Annotated in this window: 24 protein-coding genes and 1 riboswitch; of the genes, 17 read left to right on the plus strand and 7 right to left on the minus strand. The window is 69.4% G+C overall.

The genetic code is table 11. From position 1 onward, the window contains the following. Positions 1 to 5: 5 nt before the first annotated feature. Together AB0E63_RS40320 and AB0E63_RS40325 are read right to left on the minus strand one after the other, a co-directional pair. Positions 6 to 2,915 (minus strand): AAA family ATPase, encoded by a 2,910-nt coding sequence (locus AB0E63_RS40320; RefSeq protein WP_360378281.1) that lies wholly within the window; start codon positions 2,913 to 2,915, stop codon positions 6 to 8. A gap of 468 nt (positions 2,916 to 3,383) precedes the next feature. After that, entirely contained in the window at positions 3,384 to 3,965 is a 582-nt protein-coding gene (locus AB0E63_RS40325) for a helix-turn-helix domain-containing protein (protein WP_360378284.1), read from the minus strand. Between the two features lie 90 nt (positions 3,966 to 4,055). On the opposite strand from AB0E63_RS40325, the gene AB0E63_RS40330 reads away from it, so the two are divergent. From AB0E63_RS40330 to AB0E63_RS40345, 4 genes are all read left to right on the plus strand, one after another. Further along, positions 4,056 to 5,075: an aldo/keto reductase gene (locus tag AB0E63_RS40330; RefSeq protein WP_360378286.1), complete on the plus strand. Its 1,020-nt coding sequence runs from the start codon at positions 4,056 to 4,058 to the stop codon at positions 5,073 to 5,075. 10 nt (positions 5,076 to 5,085) lie between these two features. Then, the gene (locus tag AB0E63_RS40335) at positions 5,086 to 5,241 is read left to right on the plus strand and encodes a hypothetical protein (protein ID WP_360378289.1); all 156 of its coding nucleotides are present in this window, start codon (positions 5,086 to 5,088) and stop codon (positions 5,239 to 5,241) included. Further along, positions 5,187 to 5,945 carry an LLM class flavin-dependent oxidoreductase gene (locus tag AB0E63_RS40340; protein WP_360378291.1) on the plus strand — a complete coding sequence of 253 codons (759 nt, stop codon included), beginning with the start codon at positions 5,187 to 5,189 and terminating at the stop codon, positions 5,943 to 5,945. The genes AB0E63_RS40335 and AB0E63_RS40340 overlap by 55 nt, the downstream gene beginning before the upstream one ends. Before the next feature lie 188 nt (positions 5,946 to 6,133). After that, entirely contained in the window at positions 6,134 to 6,406 is a 273-nt protein-coding gene (locus tag AB0E63_RS40345) for a hypothetical protein (protein WP_360378294.1), read from the plus strand. On the opposite strand, the gene AB0E63_RS40350 is transcribed toward AB0E63_RS40345, so the two are convergent. Next, positions 6,400 to 9,378, minus strand: coding sequence for an AAA family ATPase (locus tag AB0E63_RS40350; protein WP_360378297.1), 2,979 nt, complete (start codon positions 9,376 to 9,378; stop codon positions 6,400 to 6,402). The two genes, AB0E63_RS40345 and AB0E63_RS40350, sit on opposite strands and share 7 nt — an antisense overlap. Positions 9,379 to 9,615: 237 nt before the next feature. Next, a riboswitch (cobalamin riboswitch) is annotated at positions 9,616 to 9,704 on the plus strand. 95 nt (positions 9,705 to 9,799) lie between these two features. Between AB0E63_RS40350 and AB0E63_RS40355 the strand changes: the two genes are divergently transcribed. From AB0E63_RS40355 to AB0E63_RS40395, 9 genes are all read left to right on the plus strand, one after another. Beyond that, a complete protein-coding gene (locus tag AB0E63_RS40355) occupies positions 9,800 to 11,827 on the plus strand; it encodes a putative cobaltochelatase (protein ID WP_360378300.1) in 2,028 nt (675 codons plus the stop codon). A gap of 1 nt (position 11,828) precedes the next feature. Next, the gene (gene cobO, locus AB0E63_RS40360) at positions 11,829 to 12,443 is read left to right on the plus strand and encodes a cob(I)yrinic acid a,c-diamide adenosyltransferase (protein ID WP_360378302.1); all 615 of its coding nucleotides are present in this window, start codon (positions 11,829 to 11,831) and stop codon (positions 12,441 to 12,443) included. A 14-nt stretch (positions 12,444 to 12,457) separates the two neighbouring features. After that, the gene (locus tag AB0E63_RS40365; RefSeq protein ID WP_360378340.1) at positions 12,458 to 13,792 is read left to right on the plus strand and encodes a cobyrinate a,c-diamide synthase; all 1,335 of its coding nucleotides are present in this window, start codon (positions 12,458 to 12,460) and stop codon (positions 13,790 to 13,792) included. Then, positions 13,789 to 15,156 (plus strand): 5,6-dimethylbenzimidazole synthase, encoded by a 1,368-nt coding sequence (gene bluB / locus AB0E63_RS40370; protein WP_360378304.1) that lies wholly within the window; start codon positions 13,789 to 13,791, stop codon positions 15,154 to 15,156. Before AB0E63_RS40365 ends, bluB begins: the two co-directional genes overlap by 4 nt. Next, entirely contained in the window at positions 15,153 to 15,755 is a 603-nt protein-coding gene (locus tag AB0E63_RS40375; RefSeq protein WP_360378307.1) for a hypothetical protein, read from the plus strand. Before bluB ends, AB0E63_RS40375 begins: the two co-directional genes overlap by 4 nt. Positions 15,756 to 15,879: 124 nt before the next feature. Beyond that, entirely contained in the window at positions 15,880 to 16,965 is a 1,086-nt protein-coding gene (locus AB0E63_RS40380; protein ID WP_360378309.1) for a hypothetical protein, read from the plus strand. Between the two features lie 2 nt (positions 16,966 to 16,967). After that, positions 16,968 to 17,900, plus strand: a complete 933-nt coding sequence (locus AB0E63_RS40385) for an ABC transporter ATP-binding protein (protein ID WP_360378311.1) — start codon at positions 16,968 to 16,970, stop codon at positions 17,898 to 17,900. Beyond that, positions 17,887 to 18,756, plus strand: coding sequence for an ABC transporter permease (locus AB0E63_RS40390; protein ID WP_360378314.1), 870 nt, complete (start codon positions 17,887 to 17,889; stop codon positions 18,754 to 18,756). Before AB0E63_RS40385 ends, AB0E63_RS40390 begins: the two co-directional genes overlap by 14 nt. 23 nt (positions 18,757 to 18,779) lie before the next feature. Then, complete coding sequence (locus AB0E63_RS40395) at positions 18,780 to 19,616, plus strand: putative RNA methyltransferase (RefSeq protein WP_360378316.1); 837 nt, start codon at positions 18,780 to 18,782, stop codon at positions 19,614 to 19,616. Between the two features lie 108 nt (positions 19,617 to 19,724). Here AB0E63_RS40395 and AB0E63_RS40400 read toward each other — a convergent pair whose 3' ends face one another. Then, the gene (locus AB0E63_RS40400) at positions 19,725 to 20,393 is read right to left on the minus strand and encodes an NAD(P)H-dependent oxidoreductase (RefSeq protein ID WP_360378319.1); all 669 of its coding nucleotides are present in this window, start codon (positions 20,391 to 20,393) and stop codon (positions 19,725 to 19,727) included. A 116-nt stretch (positions 20,394 to 20,509) separates the two neighbouring features. Here AB0E63_RS40400 and AB0E63_RS40405 point away from each other — a divergent pair, with 116 nt between their 5' ends. Then, the gene (locus tag AB0E63_RS40405; protein WP_360378321.1) at positions 20,510 to 21,070 is read left to right on the plus strand and encodes a MarR family winged helix-turn-helix transcriptional regulator; all 561 of its coding nucleotides are present in this window, start codon (positions 20,510 to 20,512) and stop codon (positions 21,068 to 21,070) included. Position 21,071: 1 nt separating this feature from the next. On the opposite strand, the gene AB0E63_RS40410 is transcribed toward AB0E63_RS40405, so the two are convergent. The 3 genes from AB0E63_RS40410 to AB0E63_RS40420 all read right to left on the minus strand — a co-directional run bounded on the left by AB0E63_RS40410 (position 21,072) and on the right by AB0E63_RS40420 (position 23,087). Further along, positions 21,072 to 21,350 carry a response regulator transcription factor gene (locus AB0E63_RS40410; RefSeq protein ID WP_360378323.1) on the minus strand — a complete coding sequence of 93 codons (279 nt, stop codon included), beginning with the start codon at positions 21,348 to 21,350 and terminating at the stop codon, positions 21,072 to 21,074. A gap of 62 nt (positions 21,351 to 21,412) precedes the next feature. Continuing rightward, positions 21,413 to 21,727 carry a response regulator transcription factor gene (locus AB0E63_RS40415; protein ID WP_360378325.1) on the minus strand — a complete coding sequence of 105 codons (315 nt, stop codon included), beginning with the start codon at positions 21,725 to 21,727 and terminating at the stop codon, positions 21,413 to 21,415. 1 nt (position 21,728) lies between these two features. Beyond that, complete coding sequence (locus tag AB0E63_RS40420) at positions 21,729 to 23,087, minus strand: histidine kinase (protein ID WP_360378328.1); 1,359 nt, start codon at positions 23,085 to 23,087, stop codon at positions 21,729 to 21,731. 377 nt (positions 23,088 to 23,464) lie between these two features. Between AB0E63_RS40420 and AB0E63_RS40425 the strand changes: the two genes are divergently transcribed. The 3 genes from AB0E63_RS40425 to AB0E63_RS40435 are packed head-to-tail and all read left to right on the plus strand — an operon-like array spanning position 23,465 to position 26,098. After that, positions 23,465 to 24,490, plus strand: a complete 1,026-nt coding sequence (locus AB0E63_RS40425) for an ABC transporter substrate-binding protein (RefSeq protein ID WP_360378331.1) — start codon at positions 23,465 to 23,467, stop codon at positions 24,488 to 24,490. Between the two features lie 10 nt (positions 24,491 to 24,500). Next, positions 24,501 to 25,322: an ABC transporter ATP-binding protein gene (locus AB0E63_RS40430; RefSeq protein ID WP_360378334.1), complete on the plus strand. Its 822-nt coding sequence runs from the start codon at positions 24,501 to 24,503 to the stop codon at positions 25,320 to 25,322. Next, a complete protein-coding gene (locus AB0E63_RS40435; RefSeq protein WP_360378337.1) occupies positions 25,319 to 26,098 on the plus strand; it encodes an ABC transporter permease in 780 nt (259 codons plus the stop codon). Before AB0E63_RS40430 ends, AB0E63_RS40435 begins: the two co-directional genes overlap by 4 nt. The last annotated feature ends 112 nt before the right edge of the window (positions 26,099 to 26,210 follow it).

A 26,210-nucleotide genomic window follows, 5' to 3' on the forward strand; every position in this document is an offset into this window, starting at 1 on the left:
GGCGTTCAGTGATCCGGCAGCCGTCGCTCGGCCAGAGCGGCGGCTGCCACCCGGCTCGTCGTGCCGGTCTTCCGAAGAATGTTCGACACATGCACGCTGACCGTCTTGTCACTGATGAACAGCTCCTTGGCGATCTCACCGTTCGACCGTCCGGCCACCAGAAACCCCAACACCTCCCGCTCCCGCGCAGTAAGCCCCGCCAGAACCGGGTCATCGGCGGCCACCACCGAAACCGACTCCTGCACATCGATCCGCGCCCGCCGCGCCAACGCCTCGATCTCGACCCGTAACGGCTCGGCCCCCAGCTCGACCGCACCACGATGAGCCTCCCGCAAAAGCTCACGCACACTCCACGGAGTCCACCCACTCGCCAACCCCGCCTCGGCACACCGCCATTGCGCCATGGCCTCGTGCCAACGTCTTCCCGCCGGACGGCAGGCTTTGCTCGCGTCGCGCCAACGCTCAGCCTGGTCCGGGGTCTTCCGGCAGCGTGCGAGTTCGGCCGCGAGCAGCGATCGATCCATCACTTGCGCCTCAGGGCCGTCCAAGGCAACGGTGAACGGCTCCCATGGCCATTCGTCGAGAACCTTGTCGACCAGCTCCGCGAGGTCGTGGTCCCCGCCGTCCAGGGCTGCCTCGGCTGCTGCCCGGACATAGGTCGCGAGCACCGGGTCGTCGTCCGGCTCGGGAAGATCCGGAACAAGCAGCCGTGGGCCTGCCCAGGTGAGAGCCTCCGCGGCGCGGCCTTCGGCGAGCATCAGCTCGATACCGGTGCGGGTCATCGGGGGGCGGAGCGGGTTGAAGTCCTCGGAGACCAGTTCCAACGCCCGATCGAAGTGCTGCCGTGCCTCCTCGGTGCGCCCGGATCGCACCGCCAGCAGGCTCGCGGACAACCTGACGCCTGCTCCCGGGATGCCGGTGCAGCGTGCGGCCAGCGCCGACCGCAACATGGCCCGGCACTCCTCCCAGCGGCCGAGGTCGATCAGCTGATCGGAGGCCTGGAAGGCGAGGAAGTAGGCCCAGGTGCCGCCACCGGTGGTGACTGAATCCTGGTAGGCCGCGAGGGTGACGTCGGCGGCCTCGGTCCGCCGGCCGAGCGCCCGCAGAGCGTCGAAGCGCCAGATCGCTGCCCCGGTGGCGGTGTCGACATCCCCGCACGATCTCGCCAGGGTCTCCGCCAACTCGGCGTCGGCGAGCGAGTCCGCCGGCGCCTGGAAGTCGAAGACAGCCGCGCGGGCGGAGAGCGCTCGTCCGAGGACCTGCTGCGAGCCGGATCTGCGCGCGACCCGGACGGACTCCTCCGCGTGGACCGTAGCGTCCCGCATGCCGTACATGGTCTCCGTCTCGGCAAGCTCGGCGAACGCATCAGCACGCTCCGCGCTGTCCGGGTAGTCCTCGGTCAGCGCGATCGCCTCGAGGAGGTCGTCGAGGTCTGCCTCGCCGGGTGTATCGACTTGCCAACGGGCATCGGCCCATTTGATGAGCAGATCGCTGGCCAGCAAGGGTTCCTGCTTCTTGTTCACCAGGCTCAACGCCTCCGTGAGGAGTGTCACCGCCACCTCCGGTAGGCCCGCCCGGCGGCAGATCGAGCTCGTCCGTCGCAACAGGCTGATCCTCTCGTCGCGGCCGCCGCGGAGGGTTGGTGACACCGTCTCCCAGAGCGCGCAGGCGCGGCGGAGTTGGATCGCCTCCTCGGTTGGTGCCCGGAGCTGCGCTGCTTGATCGGCTGCGACCAGCGACCAGCGGTACGTCGCGTCGATGTTGCCGGCCTGTTCGTTGTGGACCGCCAGATCAGCGGCGGTCACCTCACCTGGTCGCGCTTCGAGGACGCGGAGGTAGTCGGCATGGAAGGCTGCGGCTTGCTCGGGCGGCAGGCCGTCGTACAAGACCTCGGCCAGCAGCGGATGGCGGAACCACCAGCTGCCGCCGTCGGTGTGCACGACGCCGCGGTCCTGTGCCTCCGACAGGGAAGCGGTTGTCTCGAGACCGTGGCCGGTCGCGACCTCGGTCAGTACGGCGGATGACGTCGGCCGGCCGCCGACCGCGAGGATTCTGGTGACCAGCCGGGCCTGTTCGGACATGCTGTGCCAGGCAGCAAGCAAGGCGTCGCGGAGGGCCGCCGGGACGGTCGCAGGCAAGCTGTGCTCGGCACCGGACAGACCGCGGACCATCAGCTCGATGAGGTAAGGGTTGCCGTCCGACCTGGCCAGGACCTCGCTGACGAGCTCGATGTCAGGCGGTCTGCCCAGCAATCCTTCGATCTGAAGGGCGGCCGCCTCCAGGTCGAGCGGCTCGAGCCGAATCTCGCTGAACAGCGGCATCCGGCGCATATCCGCCAACCACGAGTGCAGCGGATGTCCCTCGGGCCGTTCCTCCGTCCGGCAGGTGGCGATCAACACCAGAGGCTGCCCCCGGAACCCGGCAATCAGGTAAGCCAGCACATCGAGCGACGCGACATCCGCCCATTGCAGGTCATCGATGATCACCGCGGTCGGCCGTCGTTCCGCGATCCGATTCAGCACAAGATCAACCAGCACCGGCAGTCTCGGGGGACTGCCGTCAGGCCCGCTGTCGCTGCTGCTGAGTGAGGGGAGCAAGGCGCTCAGACCCTCCGTGCCGGCGAGGATCTCCTTCTTTTCGTCGGGATCCGCGTGGGTGAGCCAGTCTTGTAGGGCGCCGGCGATGGGGGCGAAGGGGACCGAGGCGCCGCCGAAGTGGACGCAGGAGCCCCAGAGGACGTTCAGGTGTGAGGCTTTGCAGACTTCTCGGGTCAGGCGCGTCTTACCGATGCCGGCTTCGCCGTGGATGACGATCGCGTGGGGCGTGCCGGCTACGGCGTGCCGCAGTGCATCGCCGAGGAACTGTTGTTCGGCAGCGCGTCCGGCGAAGCGACGATCGGGCTGCAGACCCCCCATGCGTACTCAGTGAACACCCCGCAACGCCTCGACGGGAGCCCTCGGCGAAGTGAGCACTGATCAAGCGTTCGACCCTCGGCGGTGGATAACTCCGGCGGTTTCGGGTGCATCCGACTGATGCCCTGAAGGGGTCTGTTCTTCGCAGTCGCAGGCCGGTTCGGGCCGCTTGCGCAGTGCTTGTTGTGGCTGCGGTAGCCGGGGGAGCGGTCGCTGTGCCGGCGGCTGCGGGGATGCGGATCGGCGGGCCGGCTCGATCGAGTTGGTGTCGGTGGGGGTGTCCGGCGACCCGAACGACAGCCCGGATGTCTCCACCTGACCTTCACTTCGTCCTCGACCAACCTTGTCGCCGGTGAAATCAACAACACGCAGGACATCTTCGTCCGCGACCTCTGCCCTTCGACTCGGATGACAAGAGGTTGGTCGTTGGTGGCGGCACCTCCGGGTACGACACGTATCTCTGGAACGCTCCTAGGTGACCCGCAGGCCGGCGATGAGGAGGCCGACCATGCGGCGGGCGTCGTAGCGGGTGTTGTTGTCCGCGCCGATGCAGAGGTTGCCGACGCCCCGGAGGAGTTCGTAGGCGTTGACATCGGAGCGGACCTCGCCTGCCGCGGCTGCGGCCTCGAGGAGTTGGGCGCAGACGGGAACCAGGCGGTCGAGGAAGTAGGCGTGCAAGGTCTGGAAGGCGGCGTCGTCGGACTGCAGCGCCTCGGCGAGGCCGTGCTTGGTGACCAGGAAGTCGACGAAGAGGTCGATCCAGCTGGCCAGGGCAGCGTGCGGTGAGGTGCTGTCGGCCAGCAGCGCTGGACCGGCCTCGGCGCAGGCTTCGACCTGGTGGCGGTAGACGGCGACGATGAGGTCGGCCCGGGTCGGGAAGTGGCGGTAGATCGTAGCCACGCCGACGCGGGCTCGGCCGGCGATGTCGCGGACGGGCGCATCGACGCCGGAGTCGACGAAGGCCGCCGCGGCGGCGTCCAGCAGCGTCTTCTCGTTCCGGCGGGCATCGGCCCGCTTCCGCTGAACAGGCTGCTCCGATCCGCTGTCGGGCATATTCCTCCTTGATAAACGGAACAGCGTTCCGTATGTTGGGTAACGGAACATCGTTCCGTATTCGCCCATCATGCCAGGAGGAGCACCGCTATGCAGTACCGCACCTTGGGTCGCACCGGCGTCCAGGTCAGCACCCTCGCGCTCGGCGCGATGAACTTCGGCGCGATCGGCCGTACCGGCCAGGACGAGGCCACCGCGATCGTCGACGCCGCTCTCGAGGCCGGGATCAACCTGATCGACACCGCCGACATGTACGGCCAGGGCGAGTCCGAGGAAATGGTCGGCAAGGCGATGGCCGGCCGCCGTGACGACCTCGTGCTGGCCACGAAGGCGACGATGCCGATGGGCGACGAGCGCAACCATCAGGGCAGCTCGCGTCGCTGGCTGGTCACCGCCCTCGACGACAGCCTGCGCCGGCTCGGCGTCGATCACGTCGACCTCTACCAGATCCACCGGTGGGACCCGAGCACCAGCGACGAGGAGACGCTGTCGGCGCTGACCGACCTGCAGCGCGCGGGGAAGATCCGCTCGTTCGGCTCCTCGACGTTCCCGGCGTACCGGATCGTGCAGGCCCAGTGGGCCGCCCGCGAACATCACCTGAGCCGCTACGTCAGCGAGCAGCCCAGCTACTCGATCCTGCAGCGCGGGATCGAGGCTCACGTCCTGCCCGTGACCGAGGAGTACGGACTCGGCGTGCTGGCGTGGAGTCCGTTGGCGTCGGGCTGGCTGTCGGGTGCGGTCCGCGCGGGCCAGGAGATCAGCACCAGCCGCTCGGTCTTCGCGCCGGAACGCTTCGACACCACGCTTCCGTACAACCAGGCCAGGCTCGAAGCTGTCGAGCAGTTGGCGAAGGTGGCCGACGAGGCCGGCCTCACGCTGATCCAGCTGGCTCTCGGCTTCGTCACCGCGCATCCGGCTGTCACCAGCGCGCTCATCGGCCCGCGGACCTTGGACCACCTGCGCTCGCAGCTCGCCGCCGCCGACACCGTCCTGTCCGCCGACGTGCTCGATGCGATCGACAGTATCGTTGCCCCGGGCACCGATCTCGCCCCGCACGAGAAGTTCGACACGCCACCCGCGCTGCTCGAACCGGCCCTGCGGCGTCGCTGAAGGAGAACCTATGCCCAGCTTCGGGATCATGACCGCGCCGATGCACATCGATTACCACGAGGTACTACGGGTGTGGCGCGAGGCGGACGCCATCCCGGAGATCGAGCACGCGTGGTTGTTCGATCACCTGATGCCGATCGCCGGCGACCCGGGCGGGCCGGCGTAGAAGGCTGGACGCTGCTCTCGGCGCTGGTCGCGCAGACCCAACGACTGCGCCTCGGTCTGCTCGTGACCAGCAACCGCTTCCGGCCGCCGGCGATGCTGGCCAAGATCGCCACGACCGTCGACATCGTCTCCAGCGGACGGCTCGACTTCGGGATCGGCGCGGGCTCACGACCGAGCCATCCGTTGGCCCGGCGCGAGTACGACGCCCACGGCCTGCCGTACCACGAATTCGACCACTCGGTGGCAGCCCTCGCCGAGGCATGCACCGTCATCCGGCGATTGTGGACCGAGTCCGCGCCGTTCGACTTCGACGGCAGGTACGTCCAGCTCACCGGAGCGTTCGGCAATCCCAAGCCGGTCCAGCGCCCGCACCCGCCGATCATCATCGGCGGACGTTCGTCCGCCACGCTCCGGGTAGTCGCCGAGCACGCCGACCTGTGGAACATCCCAGGTGGTGACATCGACGACGCCGTACGCCGAAGCGCACTACTGGACCGCTATTGCGCCGAGATCGGCCGCGACCCCGCAACGATCACCCGCTCGATCCACCTGCCCGTCTCCTACGACTCGCCAAGCGCGACCCAGAAGGCGATCGGCGAAGCGATCGACGCCGGCTTCCGGCACATCGTTCTCGGCCTGTCAGCGCCCTACCCGCCCGATGTCGCGCAGTGGGTCGCCGACAAACTCATCGCCACCACGGTCTAGAGATCAGCAGGTCGGCAACCTGTTCGGTGCCAGCTCCGCTTCCCGCGCCAGCAGTTCCGCCGGGATGGCCCAAAGCTAGACAACTAAGGGGGTGCGTCGCGGATCTGAGGGGGTGCGCCTGATGTGACAGTCCGTGGCCTCGACGGACGGTGGAAGGCAGACGGCGATCCGCGCCGTGAGGAGGAGTTATGAAGCACATCCGCACCCTGATCGCCGTACCGGTAGTGACCTGTGGGTTCGTGCTGGCCGGGGCGACCCAAGCGTCGGCTCAGTATGTCGATCCCGAGAAGGGCAGGCACGGGGACAGCGCTGTGGTCGTCGCTGAGCTGGGACCGACTGTGCAGCTCGACGACAACGTCGCCGGGAGCGTGCAGGCAGGTGCAAGCGCCATCGGCGGGGCCGGGATCGCGCTGGCAGCTCTCTGGGCTTACCGGCGTCGTCATCCGGTCGGCGTTCAGTGATCCGGCAGCCGTCGCTCGGCCAGAGCGGCGGCTGCCACCCGGCTGGTAGTGCCGGTCTTTCGCAGGATGTTCGACACATGCACGCTGACCGTCTTGTCACTGATGAACAGCTCCTTGGCGATCTCCCCGTTCGACCGTCCGGCCACTAGGAAAGCCAGGACCTCCCGCTCTCGGTCGGTGAGTCCTGCCAGGACGGTGTCGTCGGCCACGGGCACGACCGGCACCGGCTCGTGAAGATCGATCCTCGACCTCCGGGCCAGCGCTTCGACCTCGGTCTGCAAGGGTTTGGCCCCGAGCTCGACCGCGCATCGGTGTGCTTTACGCAGCAGGTCGCGCGCCTCCGGCGAGGTCCAGCCAGTGGCCAGCTCAGCCTCGGCGCACCGCCATTGGGCGACCGCCTGGTGCCAGCGATCTCCCGCGATACCGCAGGTCTCCGCGGCCCGGCGCCAACGCTTGGGCTGATCCGCAGTATCCCGGCAGCGGCTGATCTCGGCCGCCCAGAGCGCCTGATTCATCGCCTGGACGTCCGGCCCACCCATTCCGTCGACGAAGGGCTCCCGCTCCCAGTCGTCGATGACGCCGTCCAACGCCTCCACCGCCGCGTCTACCCCGGCAGGATCACCACGGTCCCGGGCGACGCGAGCTGCCTCGGCTGCGGCCCAGGCGTAGACCGGAAGCGCCTCGTCGTCCCAGGGATCGGGAGGCTGATCCTGAGCTGTGAGCCGCGGGCTTGCCCAAGTCACGGCGTCCGCGGCCGTCCCATCGGCGATCATCAGCTCGATGCCGACTCTGGTCACGCGCGGGCGGGACGGGTTGAAGTCGTCGGAGATCAACTCCAACGCCCGATCGAAGTGTTGTCGTGCTTCATCGTTCCGCCCTGACCTGACGGCCAGCGCGCTGGCAGCCAGCCTGACAGTTGCTCCAGGGATCCCGGCGGATCGTCCCGCCAACGCGGACCGTAGCAGGACCCGGCACTCGTCCCAGCGGCCGAGGGTGATCAGTTCTTCGGCAGCCAGGCCGGCTAGGAAATATGCCCAGGCGCCGACCCCGGAGGCGACCGCGTCGAAGTAGACCGCGCGGGTGACCTCGGCTGCGTCGGCCCACCGGCCGAGCCCGCGCAGGGCATGGAAACGGACGATGGCGGCGCCGGTGGCGGTGGCTGTATCTCCACACGCTGTCGCCAACTGCACTGACCGCTCCGCCTCGGCGAGCGCAGCCAGCGGCGCGGAAGCCACCGACATCGCCGCGGGGGCCTCCAACACCGCCGCGTGTGCGCAAAGCGCCCGCCCAAGGGCCTGCGTCGAGCCTGACAGGTGGCCGATTCGGACGGCTTCCTCCGCGTGGATCGTGTCCTCCGGTAGGCCGTGGAAAGACTCGGTCTCAGCTAGCTCGGCGAACGCGACGGCGCGCTCCGCACTCTCGGGGTAATCCGTCGTCAGTTCGATCGCTTCGAGGAATTCTTCCAGATCGGCCATCGCCGGCGACGTCGATTGCCAGCGGCAGTTGGCCCTGAGGACCATAAGGTCGCAGACCAGCAACGGTTGCTGCTTCTTGTTCAGCAGACTCAACGCCTCCGTGAGGAGCGTCACTGAAACCTCGGGCCAACCTGCCCGCTCGCAGACCAGGCTCGTCCGACGCAACAGGCCGATCCTCTCGTCTCGCGTTCCGCGCACGGTCGGTGACACGGACTCCCAGATAGCGCAAGCCCGGCGGAGCTGGATCGCCTCCTCCGTCGGCGCGCGCAGACGATGTGCCTGATCGGCTGCCACGAGGGACCAGTGGTAAGTCGCGTCGACGTTCCCGGCTCGTTCGTTGTGGATCGCCAGGTCGGCAGCTTCAACCTCGGTGGGGCGTGATTCGAGGACGCGGATGTAGTCGGCATGGAGTTCTGCGGTTTGGTCGGGTGACAGGCCGTCGTACAAGACGTCGGCCAGCAGCGGGTGCCGGAACCAGGAGGTTCCGTCGGTTGCGGTTTCCACGACACCGCGGTCCTGCGCCTCCGCCAGACAAGGGGCGATCGAGCTCGCCTCGAGTCCGTGGCCGGCGGCGACCTCGGTCAGGACGGCCGATGAGGTCGGTCGGCCGCCGACTGCGAGGATTCTGGTGACCAAGCGGGCCTGGTTGGACAGGCTGTGCCAGGCGGCGAGCAGGGCTTCGCGGAGCGCAGCGGGAACGGTGGCCGGAAGAGTGCGCTCAGTGCCGGAGAGACCGCTGACCATCAGCTCGACGAGGTAGGGGTTGCCGTCCGATCTGGCCAGAACCTCGGCGGCGAGTTCGATGTCGGGCGCCTGGCCGAGGAGTCCTTCGATCTGGCTGCTGGTGCCGTCGAGGTCCAGCGGCTCCAACCGGATCTCGCCGAAGAAGGGCATCCGGCGCATATCGGCCAGCCAGGAGTGGAGGGGATGGCCCTCGCCGCGTTCTTCCGTCCTGCAGGTGGCGAGGAGGACCAACGGCTGGGAGCGGAATCCGGCGATCAGATAGGCCATCACGTCCAGTGAGGCGACGTCGGCCCATTGCAGGTCGTCGACGACCACCACCGTCGGCCGTCGGGCCGCGATCCGGTTGAGCACGAGGTCGACGAGCATCGGCAGTCGCGTGGTGTCGATACCCGCGCCGCTGCCAGAGAAGGCACTGATGCCGAGCGATGGCAGCAATGCATTCAGCCCGTCGGTCCCGGCGAGGACCTCGGCCCTTTCGTCGGCATCCGCCCGGCTCAACCAATCCTGCAAGGCGCTCGTGATCGGAGCGAACGGGACGGACGCGCCACCGAAGTGCACGCAGGATCCCCAGAGCACGTTCAGCGCTGAATCTGCGCCGACTTCACGAGCCAGGCGGGTCTTGCCGATGCCGGCTTCGACATGGACGACGATCGCGTGCGGTACGCCCGCCGTGGCGTCCAGCAGCACATCGCCGAGGAACTCCTGTTCAGCAGCGCGTCCGGCGAATCGATGATCAGGCCGCGGACCCCCCATACATCCTCAGTCAACACCCAGAGGCGAGCCGACGGGAGGCCTGGACCTGACCGACTACCGCCCGTACGCACCGTACCGATGGACGGGTAGTCGTCATCCTCACGCTCCAGCGTCCCGCGTGACGGGCGGCTGCGGCTCGGCGCTGGGCGGACCACTACCCGTTCTTCGGTACGCGTGTGAACCTCGTCGCTGAGTGACAGGCTGGGGTGTGCCATGATCGGGCGGACGGTTGTGGAGGAACACCGGTGACCGGCTGCGGCCGGGAGTCCGGGGCGGTCCCGCCACTGTGACCGGGTCGGATCTGTTGCGGCCCGGGAGCCAGGACATCCGCGTCCGTCCGTCGGGCTGCGGTCACCGCGGTACGGCGTACCAGCAGCCGTAGCGGGCGTGGATACCCGCTCGACGAAGGGACCCACCGCCGATGCGGCCTGCCTCACCGTCCACCGGATTCCCGTTCACCGCGGTCGTCGGGATGGACGACCTGCAACTCGCGCTGATCCTGGCGGCCATCTCCCCGGCGATCGGTGGTGTGCTGATCCGGGGCGAGAAGGGTACGGCGAAGTCGACCGCGGTCCGCGCCCTGACCGAGATCCTCCCGCCGGTGGATGTCGTCCCCGGCTGCCGGTTCTCCTGCGACCCGGAACACCCGGATCCCACCTGCCCCGACGGCCCGCATCCGGCCGAGCCCGAGACGCTCACCCGTCCGGCGCGGCTGGTGGAGTTGCCGGTCGGCGCCACCGAGGACAGGGTGCTCGGGTCGTTGCATCTGGAGAAGGCGCTCGCCGAGGGCATCACGGCGTACGAACCCGGCCTGCTCGCCGCCGCGCACCGCGGACTCCTGTACGTCGACGAGGTCAATCTCCTGCACGACCACCTGGTCGACGTCCTGCTCGACGCCGCCGCGATGGGCCGCGCGACCGTCGAACGCGACGGGGTGTCGGTCACCCACGCAGCACGCTTCGTGCTGGTCGGCACGATGAACCCGGAGGAGGGCGAGCTCCGCCCGCAGTTGCTGGATCGGTTCGGCCTGACCGTCGACGTGGTCGCCAGCCGCGACCCTGCCGTTCGGGTCGAGGTCATGCGCGCACGACTCGGGTACGAGGCCGATCCGGACGCTTTCATCGCCCGGTACGACGGCCCGCAGCGCGAGCTCGCCGAGCGCATCGTCAAGGCCCGCGACCTGCTCGCCGAGGTGATCCTGACCGACGCCGCGCTCCGCCAGATCGCCGAGATCTGCGCGTCCTTCGACGTCGACGGGATGCGTGCCGACCTGGTCACCGCGCGTACGGCGGTCGCCCACGCAGCCTGGTCCGGCCGCACGGTCGTCGAGGTGGAGGACGTCCGCGCCGCCGCCAAACTGGCCCTCCCGCACCGCCGCCGGCGAAACCCCTTCGACGCCCCGGGCCTCGACGAAGAGCAGTTGGAGCAAGCGATCCAGGACAGCACGCCCCCGCAGGACCCGGACGACGACCCGGACGGCCCGGGAGGGGGAGCGGACCCCACGGATGCCGACGGCAGTCCAGCCGACACCGACCCGGCAGCCCAGGACCGTGCCGAGGCGGAGCCGGACCGGGCGGAGCCCGGGACCGGCCCGAACGAGCGGCCCGGCCCGACGCCGGCGGGTCAGGTGGTTGGGAGTTCGGAGCCTTTCAAGGCTCGGTTGTTGAGTGTGCAGGCTGCTGGCGCCGGGGTTGCGGGGCGGCGGTCTCGGGCGATCACCGAGGCCGGCCGCGTGGTGGGTGATCGGCAGCGCGTCGGCCGGGAGTCCGGGCGGCCGCATCTGCTGGCGACCATCCGGTCCGCCGCGCCGCATCAGCACGCGCGCGGTCGCACCGGCGCGGGTCTGGCCGTACGGGCGTCTGACGTACGGCTCGCCGTCCGCGAGGGTCGTGAGGGCAACCTCGTGCTGTTCTGTGTCGACGCGTCCGGCTCGATGGGGACGAAGAAGCGGATGGGCGAGGTGAAGACGGCGATCGTCTCGCTGCTGCTCGACGCCTACCAGCGGCGCGACACCGTCGGTCTCGTTACGTTCGCCGGCGCCGACGCCACGGTCGCCCTTCCACCCACCGGCAGCGTCGAGACCGCCGTACGACGGCTCGAGTCGCTGCCCACCGGCGGGCGCACACCTCTGGCCGAAGGACTGCTCCAGGCGGCCGAAGTGCTCCGGATCGCCGCAATCCGCGATCCGCGCCGCCGACCCCTGCTCGTCCTCGTCACCGACGGCCGCGCGACCCATGGAGAGAACGCGTTCGCCAAGGCGAGGCGAGCGGCCGGATGGCTCGCCCAGCACGGGATAGCGACTGTCGTGGTCGACTGTGAACCGCGCCGCGGCGTCCGGCTCGGCCTGGCCGCCGAGCTCGCCGCGGACCTGCACGCGGAGTACCTCGACCTCGGGGAAGTTGCCGCAGGCAACCTCATTCGCACCGTCACCGAACGGAAGGCGGCCTGAGATGCCGAAGGGACAACCGGCCGTGGTGCCGGAGGACGGCCTGACCACCCGGCAACGCCGGAACCGCCCGCTGCTGATGGTGCACACCGGCGAGATGAAGGGGAAGTCGACGGCCGCCTTCGGGATGGCGTTGCGCGGCTGGAACCAGGGCTGGAACATCGGCGTGTTCCAGTTCGTCAAGAGCGCGAAGTGGAAGGTCGGCGAGGAGGGTGCGTTCAAGGCCCTCGGTCAGTTGCATGAGGCAACCGGTCAGGGCGGGCCGGTCGAGTGGCACAAGATGGGTGAGGGCTGGAGTTGGTCGCGCAAGGCCGGCACCGAGGCGGACCACGCCGCCGACGCGCTCGAGGGCTGGCGTGAGATCCAGCGCCGGATCGCCGCGGAGACCCATGACCTCTACGTCCTGGACGAGTTCACGTACCCGATGAAGTGGGGCTGGGTCGACGTCGACGAGGTGGTCGACACCCTCGTGAACCGCCCCGGCCACCAGTACGTCGTGATCACCGGCCGCAACGCGGACCCGCGGCTGGTCGAGGCCGCCGACCTGGTCACCGAGATGACGAAGGTCAAACACCCGATGGACGCGGGCCAGAAGGGCCAGAAAGGCATCGAGTGGTGATCCCCCGGGTGGTCGTGGCGGCACCGTCATCGGGCGCGGGGAAGACGACCGTGGCCGTCGGACTGATGGCCGCGTTGCGGCAGGCCGGGCACACGGTCGCCCCGTTCAAGGTCGGCCCGGACTACATCGACCCAGGCTTCCATGCGGTCGCCACCGGCCGCCCCGGGCGGAACCTCGACCCGATGCTGTCCGGCGAGGAGCGGGTCGCGCCGCTGTTCGCGCACGGTTCCGCGGGCGCGGACCTGGCCGTCGTCGAAGGCGTGATGGGCCTGTACGACGGTGCCCTCGGGACCGAGGGGTACTCCTCGACCGCGCACGTCGCGAAGTTGCTCAAGGCACCCGTCGTACTGGTGGTGGACGCGTCGGCGGCCGGGCGCAGTGTGGGTGCCGTCCTCACCGGTTTCGTTGCCTTCGACACCGAGGTGCGGATCGTCGGCGTGATCCTGAACAAGGTCGGCTCGGACCGGCACGAGGCCGAGGTCCGGGCCGGCGTCGCGCCGACCGGCGTACCGGTGCTCGGCGTCCTCCGTCGCGACACCCGCCTCACCGTCCCGAGCCGCCACCTCGGTCTCGTCCCGGCCGGCGAGCAACGCGAGCAGGCGACCACTGCGGTCGAGGCCGCCGCCGAACTGGTTCGGGCAGGCGTAGATCTGGAGGCCTTCGTTGCGGCGGCCCGAGCGGCGTCGCCGTACGACGCTGAGCCCTGGGACCCGGCCGCCGAGGTGACCCCGGCCGAGGACGGCCGTCCCGTGGTCGCCGTTGCCGGCGGCCCGGTTTTCTCCTTCCATTACATCGAGACCACCGAGCTGCTCGTTGCCGCCGGCGCCGATGTCGTGGTCTTCGACCCGCTGTCCGATCCGTTGCCTGAGGCAACCGCAGCCCTTTACCTCGGCGGCGGCTTCCCCGAACTGCACGCGGAGGCGCTGTCGGCCAACGCCACTCTCCGGCGTCAGGTGGCCACCGAGATCGCGGCCGGCCTCCCGGTGGTCGCCGAATGCGCCGGCCTGCTGTACCTGTGCCGCGAGCTCGACGGCCATCCGATGACCGGCGTCCTGCCCGCGACCGGCCGGATGACGAGCCGGCTGACGCTGGGCTACCGGACGGCGATCGCCGCGACGACGACCGCGTTCTTCGACGAGGGCCGCCGCGTTCGCGGTCACGAGTTCCACCGTACGGCGGTCGAGCTCGACGGCGAGGTGGATCCGGCCTGGTACCTGCCGGGTGGCGTCGAAGGGATCGCGTTGCCCCGGGTGCATGCGTCGTACCTGCATCTGCACTGGACGGCGAGCCCGGACGTCCCGGCCCGGTTCGTCGCGGCCGCGCGGGTCCATGCGGGGCTGGAGAAGTGAGGCTCGTCGTCGGGATCGGCTTGCGCGTCGGTACGTCGTACCGCGAGCTCCGCGACCTGGTGGACGAGGCGCTGAGGTCAGCCGGCGGGGGAGAGGTGCGAACAGTGGTCACGGTGGAAGGGCGGCAGTCCGAGCCGGGGCTGCAACGTCTGGTGGCGTCGCTGCGAGCGGAGCTCCAGACTGCGTCGGCGGATGAGCTCGCACGGCAATCCGTGCCGACGCCCAGTGAGCGGGTCGAGCAGTTGGCGGGTACGGCGAGCGTCGCCGAGGCTGCCGTGCTCGTCACGGGGGCCGAACTCGTGGTCACCAAACGCCGCTCCACGAACGCGACGGCCGCCGTGGGTCGATTGTCTGCTGCCCCTGGTTACACACCATCAGAACGTGAGGTGGTGCACCGGGTGATCGCCGAGCGGCGAGACGTCCGGCGAGGGTTTGTGGATACGCCGATCGACGACGAGATGCTGCAGCGGGTGCTGGAGGCGGCGCATCGGGCGCCGAGTGTCGGGTTGAGTCAGCCATGGGACTTTCTGCTGATCCGGGACATCGTCACGCGGCGGAAGGTGCACGATCTGGCGACCGCTCAGCGGGATGCGTTCGCGGCCTCGCTGCCGGCGGATCGGCGACGGGCGTTCGACGGGCTCAAGATCGAGGCGGTCCTCGACACCCCGCTGAACATCGCCGTGACCTGCGACCCGGGTCGCGGTGGACGGCATGTGCTGGGAAGGCACGCGGATCCGCGGACGACCTGGTTCTCCGCCGCGATCGCGATCCAGAATCTGTGGCTGGCCGCGCGAGCCGAAGGCCTCGGCGTCGGCTGGGTCTCGTTCTTCGAGCCGGGTGAGGTGGCGGCGGTGCTCGACCTACCTGCGCACATCGACCTCATCGGCTACCTGTGCGTCGGGCACGTCGACGAGTTCGCGGCCGCGCCGGAGTTGGTTCGCACGGGCTGGGCCACGCGCAGGCCGCTCGCCTGGGCGGTTCACGAGGATCACTGGGGTCGACGAGAGACATCGATTGTTGGTGATGCGTTGCAGGCCGTGGAGAGCGCCGTACCGACTGCTGGTCGGCAAACGGTGCGTGTGGTCGTGGGTGGCGATCCGGCGACGGATCTGGAGCAGTCCGAGGCGCTGGTCGTCGTACTGGGAGCTGAGAAGCCGCCTGTTGATTTCGGTGTGCTCTGGCGGCCTGCGCGGACACCGGTGGAGGCGGTCGAGCTCGGAGTCGAGATCGCACGGGATCTGTCGCTGCAGGGTGCCGGGGAGATCGTCGTACACGTCGTCGAGCAGTCCGAGGAGGCGGACGCCTTGGCGCGTGGGCTTCAGGTGGGTGCGTCGGCCTGTGGGATGGCACACTCCTCCGCATGACACCGGAGTCCACCATGTACGTGCCCGCGTTCACGATGAAACAGCGGGTAACGATGATGGCGAACAAGTACGAGCTGATCGCCACCAACCCGGACGGCAGCGACGGGCCGCTGCTGGCGTTCGCGCAGCAGAAGCGGATGGCGTTCAAGGAGCAGGTCACCTTCTACTCCGACGACACCAAGTCCCAGCCGGTGTTCTCCTTCAAGGCGCGCAAGACGATCGATCTGGGCTCCGGGTACGACGTGTTCGACGCGAACGGGCAGCAGATCGGGTGGTTCAAGAAGGAGTTCGGCAAGAGCCTGCTGCGGTCCAGCTGGCAGCTCAGTGGCACCGGCGTGGAGGCGGACGGGACCGAGCGCAACCCGACCATCGCGATCGTCCGCCGGATCTGGGACTTCGTCCCGTTCATCGGTGAGATCCCGTTGCCGTTCATCTTCCACTTCGACTTCACCGAGCGGGGGAGCGGGCAGCCGGTACTCTCGGTCGAGCGGCGGCTGTCGATCCGGGACCGCTACCGGATCACCGTCCAGGACCAGCGGATGGACTTCCGCGTCGCCGCCGCGATGACGGTGGCCCTGGACGCCCTCCAGAGCCGCTGAGCGCCCCACCTGAGTCGGAGCTGAGTCCGGCGTACGACCACGGTCGTACGCCGGACTCACTCTTTTGGGTGAACCGACCCTGAGACCCCTTGGTTCCGGCCTGTGCCGGTGCGACGCTTGACCCATGGGTGTAGCGCAGCGCAGTCGACGGTGGTTGGTTCCGGTCACGGCGGTCGCGGTAGTGGCAGGGGTGGGGGCACTCGGGCCAGTGGTCGCGGATGCCTCGCCGAAGCTGCCCGGGATCAGCGCGCAGGACCTGCTCGCCAAAGTGCAGACCGCGAAGGTCGACGGTCTGAGCGGCACTGTCCGCTCCGACACGGACCTCGGCCTGCCCGCGCTCCCCGGCGTCGAGGGCGGCAACCAGCTCACCGACCTGCTCTCCGGCGAGCACACCGCCCGAGTGGCGTTCGCGAGCCCGGACAAGGCCCGGGTCTCGGTGCTCGACAACATGGCCGAGCGGGTCTGGACGACCGACGGCAAGTCCGCATGGGCGTACGACTCGTCCAGGCGTGAGGCCGTCAAGCTGACCGTGCCGGCGCACTCGGCGAAGCCCAAGGCGGCGCCGGAGTCCTACGACCCGCAGGCGGTGGCCAAGCAGTTCCTCGACGCGATCGACCCGACCACCAAGGTCGACGTGAGCGGCACGGAGAAGGTCGCCGGCCGCGATGCGTACAAGCTGCGCCTGGTGCCGAAGACCGACAAGACGACCGTCGGCTCGGTGACGCTGGCGATCGACTCCAAGACCTGGGTCCCGCTCGAGGTGACCGTGATGCCGCGGACCGGCAAGGACCCGGCAGTCCAGCTCGGCTTCTCCGCGGTGTCGTTCGACGTACCGGCCGCGAGCACCTTCGCGTTCACCCCGCCGAAGGGTGTGAAGGTGACGGAGGAGAAGGCGCCGCAGACGCGCGAGGTCCCGAAGCAGGTCACCCCGCCGAAGGGCGTCAAGCCCCGTACGGCGGACTCCGACCGGCCGACCGTGATCGGTAAGAGCTGGGAGAGCGTGGCGATGGTGCGCGGCGTGAAGACGACCGGGAACGGACCGCTCGACCAACTGCTGCTCAAGGCGCCGACCGTCCAGGGCTCGTGGGGCAAGGGCAAGATCGTCACCAGCAAGATGGTGAGCGCCCTGATCACCGACGACGGCCGCGTCTTCATCGGCCTGGTCACCCCGGACACCCTCCAGGCCGCCGCAGCGAAGGCCCCCCGCTGACCGTGGACGCCCCTGTGGTCACCCATGGGCTGACCAAACGCTTCCGGGGTGGGCAGGTGGCGGTGGATGCGGTCGACCTCGAGGTGCCGGCCGGCAGTGTGTTCGGCTTCCTCGGGCCTAACGGCTCGGGGAAGACGACGACCATCCGGATGCTGCTCGGGCTGATCGCGCCGACAGCAGGGTCGGTCGAGTTGCTCGGCGAGCCGATGCCGAAGGCGCATCTGCAGGTGCTCCCGCGGGTCGGCGCTTTGGTCGAAGGCCCTGCGTTCTACCCGTTCTGGACCGGGCAGGCCAACCTGCTCAGGTTCGACGCGGCGGACCGCACTGCTGACCCCAAGACCCGCAAGGCCCGCGCGGGGGAGGCCCTCGAGCGGGTCGGACTGTCGAACGCGGCCGGCAAGAAGGTCCGCGCGTACTCACTCGGCATGCGGCAGCGCCTCGCCATCGCGGTCGCACTGATGCGGCGCCGGGAGCTGCTCGTTCTCGACGAGCCGACCAACGGCCTCGACCCGCAGGGCACCCGCGAGGTCCGGCACTTGATCCGCGATCTCGCGAACGACGGGACCACAGTCTTCACCTCGACCCACCTGCTGGCCGAGGTCGAGCAGGTCTGCACCCACGCCGCCGTGATGAGCCGCGGCCGCCTGGTCCGCCAGTCCACCGTCGCCGATCTGCGCGCCGAGCTCCGGCCCCGCCTGATCGTGCGTACGCCGGACCTCGGCCAGGCAGCCGACACACTGCAGGGCCTGGGCGTCACCGATCTGCGCACCACCGCCGAGACCGTCGAAGGCGACCCCGGCGAGCTCCCGATCGAGAAGTTCGCCGCCGCGCTGGTCGCCGCCGACGTCCGCATCCACGGCTTCGGCCTGGAGCGTCCCAGCCTCGAAGATGCCTTCGTCGCGCTCACCGGGGAGGGCTTCGATGTCGCCGAGTAACGAGACGGCGGTCGCCGATGCGGTGACCATCGGCCGGCCTGACACCGGGCCTCACACACTCGCGCTGTTCACCTCGGAGCTGCACCTGGTCTTCGGGCGCGCCCGGACCCAGGTCGGGCTCGGCGTCCTCGCGGCCGTCCCGCTGCTGATCGGGATCGCGATCAAGCTCTCCGGCAACGACAACGGGGCCGAGGGATTCCTCGGCCAGGTCGCCGGCAACGGGTTGTTCCTGATCGTCGCGAGTCTTGGGCTGTCGTTGCCGTTCTTCCTCCCGACCGCGGTGACGGTCATCTCGGGGGAGTCGCTCGCGGGCGAGTCCAGCCTCGGCACCCTGCGGAATCTGCTGACCGCACCGGCCGGCCGGTCCCGGTTGCTGGCGGCGAAGATGGTCGCGCTCGCCGTCTTCTGCCTGGCCGCGACGATGACGATCTGGATCTCCGGGCTGATCGTCGGATTCATCCTGTTCCCGGTCGGCGACGTACTGCTGCTGTCCGGGACGACGGTCTCCCTCGGCGAGGGCCTGTTGCGCGCTCTCGGGATCGCCGTGGTGATCTCGGGGTCGCTGCTCGGGCTGGCCGGGATCGGGCTGTTCGTGTCGTCGCTGACGTCGACCCCGCTGGCCGCGATGGCCGCGACCTTCGGCACGTTCATCGTGCTCGGCATCCTGACCGCGATCCCGCAGCTCCACGCGATCCACCCGTGGATGCTGATGTACCGCTGGCCGTCGTTCGCCGACCTGCTCCGCGACCCGCCGTACTGGCATGAGATCGGCCGCAACCTGCTCGTGCAGGCCGCGTACCTGGCCGTCTTCTACACCGCCGCCTGGGCGCGCATCACCAGCCGCGACATCACCTGACCCATCCCTGAGAGACTGGACGGGTGGAAGCCGACCTCGTAACGGTACTGCGGTGTCCCGTCTGCGGTGATGCCCTCGCGCTGACCGACCGTACGGCGAACTGTCCGCGCAACCACGCCTACGACCTGGCCAAGCAGGGCTACCTCAACCTGTTGCCCTCTGCATCCAATGGCATCGACGGCGACTCGGCCGCGATGGTCGGCGCCCGGACCGTCTTCCTAGGCGGCGGCCACTACGCGCCGATCCGGGACGCGCTGATCCTCCAGGCCGCGAGCCTCCAAGCCGACGATCTGGTTGTCGAGGTGGGCGCAGGCACCGGGTACTACCTCGCCGGTGTGCTCGGGACAGCAGCCGGCCGCCGCGGAATCGCCTTGGACGTCTCCAGGTACGCCGCTCGCCGCGCGGCCAAGGTGGACCCACGGATCGGGTCGGTGGTGTGCGACGCGTGGCGTGAGCTGCCGCTGCTGGACGACTCGGCCCAGCTGATGCTGAATGTGTTCGCCCCCCGCAACGCCACTGAGATGGCCCGCGTACTCGCGCCCGACGGCGCACTGCTCGTGGTCACGCCGAACCAGCAGCACCTGGCCGAGCTGGTCGGCGTACTGGGACTCGTCACGGTGGACGAGGAGAAGGAGCGCCGGCTGCAGGAGTCGTTCGCCGGCGTGTTCGTGCGCACCGGCTCCGAGGTGATCGAGGACGCGATGCGGCTCGACCGATCGGCGGTCGAGCAGTTGGTGCTGATGACGCCGAGCGCGCGGCATCTGAACTACCGGGAGCTGCTCGGAAAGATCGCCGTACTGCCGGAGCCGGCCCTGGTCACGTTGTCGGTCACGCTGTCCACCTGGCGACCCGTCGGCTGAGGCGGACGCCCGCCACTCACCAACCTCCCGCGCTCCGAGCGGATCACGCTCGGACCTCGGCCGGCGCCGGCCGTTTGCGGAGGTTGGTGAGTGCTGCAGGTCCGCGGGTCAGGCGGCGTTGGCGGTGAGCTCGCGGGCCACCACGGTGCCGTGCTGCTCCGCGCTGACGAGCGCCTCGGATTCCGACACCTTCGAGGCGTCGATGAGCTCCTCCATCCCCGGGGTGACCGGGGCGAGGGTGAGCTCGGCGGCGGCGGTCCGGATGTTCATGCCGAGGATGTCGCCGAAGACGCGCTCCAGGTACGGCGTGGCGTGGTCCCAGCCGTGCTTCGGGGTGCCCGGGCTGTAACCGCCACCGCGAGCCAGCGTGAAGATGACCGGGCGGCCGGCCGTCGGGCTGGGCCCGCGAACCAGTTCCATGTCGATCAGCAGCAGGTCGATCCAGGCCTTCACGTGCTGTGCGATGCCGTAGTTGTACAGCGGGACCGCGAGCAGGATCGCGTCGGCGTTCTTGACCTCGGCCGCGAGGTCCGCGGCGAGTGCCTTGGCCTCCGCCAGCGGCATCCGTTCGCCGTCGGTGGTGGGCTCCTCGCCGACCTGGGCCGCGGCCAGCGTCGGCCACACGGTCGCGGGCAGCGGGTGCAGCCCGAGATCGCGCCGGACCACGACGCCGTCCGGGTGTTCCGCCTTCCAGGCGGCCTCCGCGCTGTCCGCCAGGGCCCGGGACACCGATCCGTCCAGGCGGATGCTGGCGTCGACGCGTAGCAGGGTGCTCATGTCGTCTGTCTCCATCGAGTGAGGGGGCGTAGCTCGTTTGAGCTGCTCCGAAGATAATCTGTTGAGCAGAACATATTCAAGTCAGATCGTATTCCGGGTGGCATACACCCCGTACGATGGGAGCCGTGACCAGTTCTTCGCCCGAGGTTGCGACCCGGGCCACCCGAGGGGTCGAGCCCCCGACCGCCAGTGGCGCGCCGGTGGAGTCCGACCTCGGCTGGGCGCTGGGCGTGGTGTTCCGCCGGTATGCGAAGGCGGCCGCCGCCGCCCTGGACGACGTGCCGGGCGGACCGCGGGGTTATCAGGTGCTCGCCACGGCGTGTTCTGAAGGACCGCGGCGGCAGCTCGACCTGGCTGCGCAGCTCGGCGTGGACCGCACAGTGATGACGTACCTGCTGGACGACCTGGAGAAGGCTGGACTGGTGCACCGCCAGCCCGACCCGGCCGACCGCCGGGCGCGGCTGATCGTGCCGACCGACCAGGGCGTCGAGACCCTGTGTGACCTGGAGCGACGCCTGGCCACCGCCGAGGAGGAGGTGCTCGGCATCCTCGACGAGTCCGAGCGCTCGAGCTTCCGGACGCTCCTGCGTCGGGTCGCGATGAAGGCGAACGCGGTGGACCCGCTGCACAACGCCTGCGCGCTGGCCGACGAAGCGGTCGACCCCGCCGATACCTGAGCTAGTGCAGCGGCACGAAGCCTGACTCGTACGCGCGGATCACGGCCTGCGTGCGGTCCCGCGCGTTGAGCTTCGCCAGCACATTGGCGACGTGGGTCTTGACCGTCTGCAGCCCGAGGATCAGCTCGCCGGCGATCTCCAGGTTCGACAGTCCGCGCGCCATCAACCGCAGCACTTCCTGCTCGCGGTCGGTCAGCTGGTACTCGTCCAGGCCGGTCGGCCGCGGTGGCTGCGTGCCCACGTGGGCCAGCGCGAGCGCCCGGATCGCCTCGGGGAACAAGAGCGACTCGCTTCCGGCGACCGTACGGATGGCCGCGATGATGTCGTCCGGCGGTGTCCGCTTCAGCAGGAACCGGACGCCCCGGCGCGGAGTGCGTCGTACACGTAGTCGTCGTTCTCGAAGGTCGTGACGACCAGTACGCGCGGCGCCGGGTCGAGGTTCTCCAGCAGCAGCCGGGTCGCCTGGATCCCGTCCACCGCGGGCATCCGGACGTCCATCAGCACGACGTCGGCGCCGGTCCGGCGGACCACCGGCAGGACCTCCGCGCCGTCCCCGGCCTCGCCGACGACCGTGAGGTCGGGCTCGGCGTTGATGATGGCGCGCAACCCACTGCGGATCAGCGGCTCGTCGTCGACCACGACCACCGACAGGCTCATGTCATCCCTTCGTCGTCACACTGACCGGCAAGGTGACCGCGAGCCGCCAGCTGTCTCCGTCCGGGCCGGCGTCCACGGTCCCCTGCAGTACGGCGACCCTTTCACGGATCCCGGCCAATCCACGGCCGCCGCCTGAGGTTTCCGAGGAGCCGCTGACCGGGTTGGTCACGGCGAGCCGCAGCCCGGAGGCGTCCAGCCGGATCGACATGTCCACGCTGAGCTCACCGGCTGGACGGCCGGCGTGCCGGATCGCGTTGGTCAGGCCCTCCTGGATGATCCGGTAGGCCTCCCGGGAGACCGCGGCCGGCAGCCGGTCCAGCCGGCCGGACCGCTCGAGCTCGACCGTGATCCCGCCGGCCCGGGTGGCGTCGACGAGCGGGTCGAGGTCGCCGAGCGTCGCCTGCGGCGTGGTCCGGGAGCCAGGTCGCCGGTCGTCGCGGAGCAGGCCGAGCACGTGGTCGAGGTCGGCCAGCGCGGCCCGGGCGGACGTTTCTATCGCGGCCAGCGCGGTCTCGGTGAACTCCGGGTCGGTCGCCAGCACCCGGCGCGCGGCGGCCGCCTGGATGGTGACGAGGCTGAGCGCGTGCCCGACGCTGTCGTGCAACTCCCGGGCCAGACGGTTGCGCTCGGCAAGCGTTGCGGTCTGGCGCTCGAGCAGCTCGATGCGCTCGGCCGCGGTTGGTCCGAGGACGCGTGGCGCCAGATGGGCAAGCAGTGCGCCGACCGCGGCCGACAGCATGAAGAGGCCGACGATCCCGCCCAGCGCGGCGGCCGGCAGCCAGAGGTCCCGCCAGGTGCCGCTGATGTTGTACGACAGCCCAGGGGCGATGTCGCGCGGACCGGGGGAGCGCAACGGTGCCACCAGCCACATCGCGCCGACCACGAACACGATCGTGCTGAGGATGCCGACGACCCCACCGGCGACCAGGTGCAGGCAGAACCAGATCGTCGTCCGGCGGCGCTGCGCCCAGGTCCGCGCCGGACCGAGCGGGCGCTCCTCGAACCGCACGCCGAGCAGCGACTCGACTGCGATGCCCTCCACCTCGCGGACCGCGGGCAACATGCCGAGCACGATCGGCGGCGTGGCCACCAGGATCGCGATGACGATGCCGCTGGCAACCTTCGGCAACTGCAGGTCCTCGGCGACCGAGCCGATCGCGCTGTCCACCAGGATGAACGCCAGCACCAGCGCGGCACCGAGCAGCAGATACACCCAGCGCAGGTACGTCGACGTCCGGACCAGGCTGGTCACCGCGTGAGCGGCGTACGACGTCCAGCGGCGCAACGGGGGCGTGGACCGGCGGCCCGGCGCCGACTCGCGCGCGGGACGCTCCGACCCGCGCACCAGTCCGTCCGTCACCCCCTCATCGTGTCAAATCCCGCCGCCTGCCACCTCCCTCCGCGGAGGGAACCCCGGGAGGGACCCTGCAACCCGGCCCGCCGAGCGTGGGCTGAGTCACCCCGGAAGTGGCGGTTTACACAAATTTGACGGGGTAGGGACGGGTTCGGAGCCGGTGGACGTCGCGATCTGCTGTCCAGGCGGGTACGGTCTGTGGTCGGGGCGGGATGCCGGTCCGGACACGGACAGGCATGGGGAACGGCTCCAGGACGGGTGGCCGGCCGGCTCGGCGCGGGACCCGGGACAGTGGACGTTAAGTCGCTGTGAAGTCCCCGTGGGCCGATTGACCACCTTTGCAGATTTGATGTTTGATCAAATATCGGACGAGAGAGGTCGATATGAGGTTGAGGCGTTCCGTCATCGCACTGGTGACGGTCCTGGGGCTCGCCCTGGTCAGTGCTTGTAACAACAGTGACGACAAGGACAAGGCAGCGGACACCGGTTTGACGAAGGTCAGCTACCTGACCTCGTTCAACACCTTCGGCCGCGAGGCCTATGCCTACGTCGCTCTGGAGAAGGGCTACTTCAAGGACGCCGGCTTCGACGTCACGATCAACCCGGGCTCCGGCACGGTCGACGTGATGAAGCTGGTCGCCGGTGGCCAGGCCGACTACGGGATCGGCGACTTCACCGCCGTCGTGATCACCCTGGGCAAGCAGAAGCTGCCAGTGACGACGGTCGGGATGATCCACCAGCGGTCGCTGGCCGCGATCATGTCGCTCAAGGGCTACGGCATCGAAAAGCCGGAGGACCTGATCGGCAAGTCGATCGGTGACCAGCCCGGCTCGACCAACACCGTCATGTTCCCGGTCTACGCCAAGGCCGCGAACATTCCGGTGGACCAGACCAAGTTCATCCCGTCGCCGCCGCCGGGCCTGCCGGCCCTGCTCGCCTCGGGCAAGGTGAAGGGCATCGGCCAGTTCGTGGTCGGCAAGCCGCTGGTCGAGAAGGCCGACCCGCAGCACCGGGAGGCCGTCGTCCTGCCGTACGGGAAGTTGCTGCCGGACCTCTACGGCAACGCGATCATCACCCGGAGCGATCTGGCCAAGGACCACCCGGACCAGGTGAAGAAGTTCACCGGCGCGCTGCTCAAGGGCTTGCAGGACACCTACGACGACCCGGCCGCGGCCGCCGCGATCCTGAAGAAGTACGTGCCGCAGACCGACCTCACGGTGGCCACCGAAGAGCTGAAGATCATGAAGGAATACATCAAGCCGGACGGTTTCACCGGCCCGCTCGGCGCGGTGGACCTGAACCGGGTGAAGACGGTCATCAAGCTGCTGGACGACGCGAAGGCGATCCAGCCGGCCGGTTCGGTCAAGCCCGAGGACGTCGTCACGCTGAACCTCGCGCCGAAGGCGTGAGATCAGCTAGATGATCCGACTGGACGATGTGGGGCAGGTCTTCGACGGACGCGAGGGCCGGGTCACGGCCCTCGAGAAGATCGACCTGCACGTCCGGGCCGGCGAGTTCGTCACGCTGATCGGCCGGTCCGGGTGTGGCAAGTCCACCCTGCTCCGGCTGATCGCGGGACTCCTCCGGCCGACCAGCGGCTCGGTCCAGGTGGCGGGTGATCCCGTCACCGGGCCGCGCCGGGACGTGTCGTTCATGTTCCAGCGTCCGGCGCTGCTGCCGTGGCGGTCGGTGCTGTCCAACGTGATGCTGCCGGTCGAGATCGACGGCGGCGCCGGCGAACGGCGTGAGTCCCGGGGCAAAGCGGCGTACCGGGACCGGGCGCATCAGTTGCTCGAGCTGGTCGGCCTGCAAGGGTTCGAGCGGCGGCTGCCGCACGAGCTGTCCGGCGGTATGCAGCAGCGGGTGTCGCTGTGCCGGTCGCTGATCCGCGACCCGCAGGTGATGCTCATGGACGAGCCGTTCTCCGCGCTCGACGCGCTCACCCGGACCGAGCTGTCCGAGGAGTTGCAGCGGATCAAGATGGAGCTGTCAACCACCATCGTGTTCGTCACCCACTCGATCGAGGAGGCCGTCGTGCTGGCCGACCGAGTGGTCGTCCTGACGCCGCGGCCGGGCCGGATGCGGGAGGTCGTCGACATCGACATCCCGCGGCCCCGCAGCCTCGGCCAGAACGCGCACCTGACCGAGGTCGCGCGGATCAGCGGCCTGCTGCACGGGCTGCTCGCGGAGAAGACCGCGCCGGCGGCCGAGCGCCCGGTCGACGAGGTGCGGCAGCGATGACCAAGCGTTCGTGGCTGACCAGTTCGCCGGCCGCCGCCGTACTGCTCCCGATGATCGGCCTGGCCGGCGCGATCGTGCTGTGGTGGCTGGCCACGGTGGTTTTCTCGATCCAGCCGTACCTGCTGCCCGGCCCGGGTGACGTGTTCGTCAAGTTCTTCGACCAGCCGGGATACCTGCTGCAGGAGACCGGGACCTCGATGCTGGAGACGATCGAGGGCTTCCTGCTCGCGATCGTGATCGGCGTACCGATCGCACTCGTGATCGTCAGCTCGACGGTCCTGGAGCGGCTGGTCTACCCGCTGCTGCTGATGGTGAACGCGATCCCGAAGATCGCGGTCGCGCCGCTGCTGGTGATCTGGATGGGCTTCGGTCAGTGGCCGAAGGTCGTGATGGTGCTGCTGATGTGCTTCTTCCCGATTGTCATCTCGACCGCGCAAGGCATGAAGTCGACTCCCACGGAATTGGTCGAGTTGCTCCGGTCGCTGAACGCGAGCCGGCTGCAGGAGTTCTTCAAGCTGCGGCTGCGGTACGCGATGCCGCAGATCTTCACCGGCCTCAAGGTCGCGATCTCGCTGGCCGTGATCGGCTCGGTGATCGCCGAGTTCGTCGGTGCCACCCGCGGTCTCGGCTACGTGATCCAGCAGTCCGGTGCGACCGCCGACACCACGCTCGCCTTCGCCGCGATCACCCTGCTCAGCATCATGAGCATCGTCTTGTTCTACGCGCTGGTGCTACTGGAGCACCTGTTGCTCCCGTGGGCGCAGGAGACCCGGTGACAGTACTTTTGGCCGGGCCTCCGGCGCCGGCGTGGTCATCGGGCCCTGGCTCCCGGCCTTCCCCGCTCGGGGCCGGGGGGTGGCGGCCCGCGCCCCCCCGGCCACCCCCGGG

The sequence above is a fragment of the Kribbella sp. NPDC026596 genome (genome assembly GCF_040638415.1).
Lineage (GTDB): Bacteria > Actinomycetota > Actinomycetes > Propionibacteriales > Kribbellaceae > Kribbella.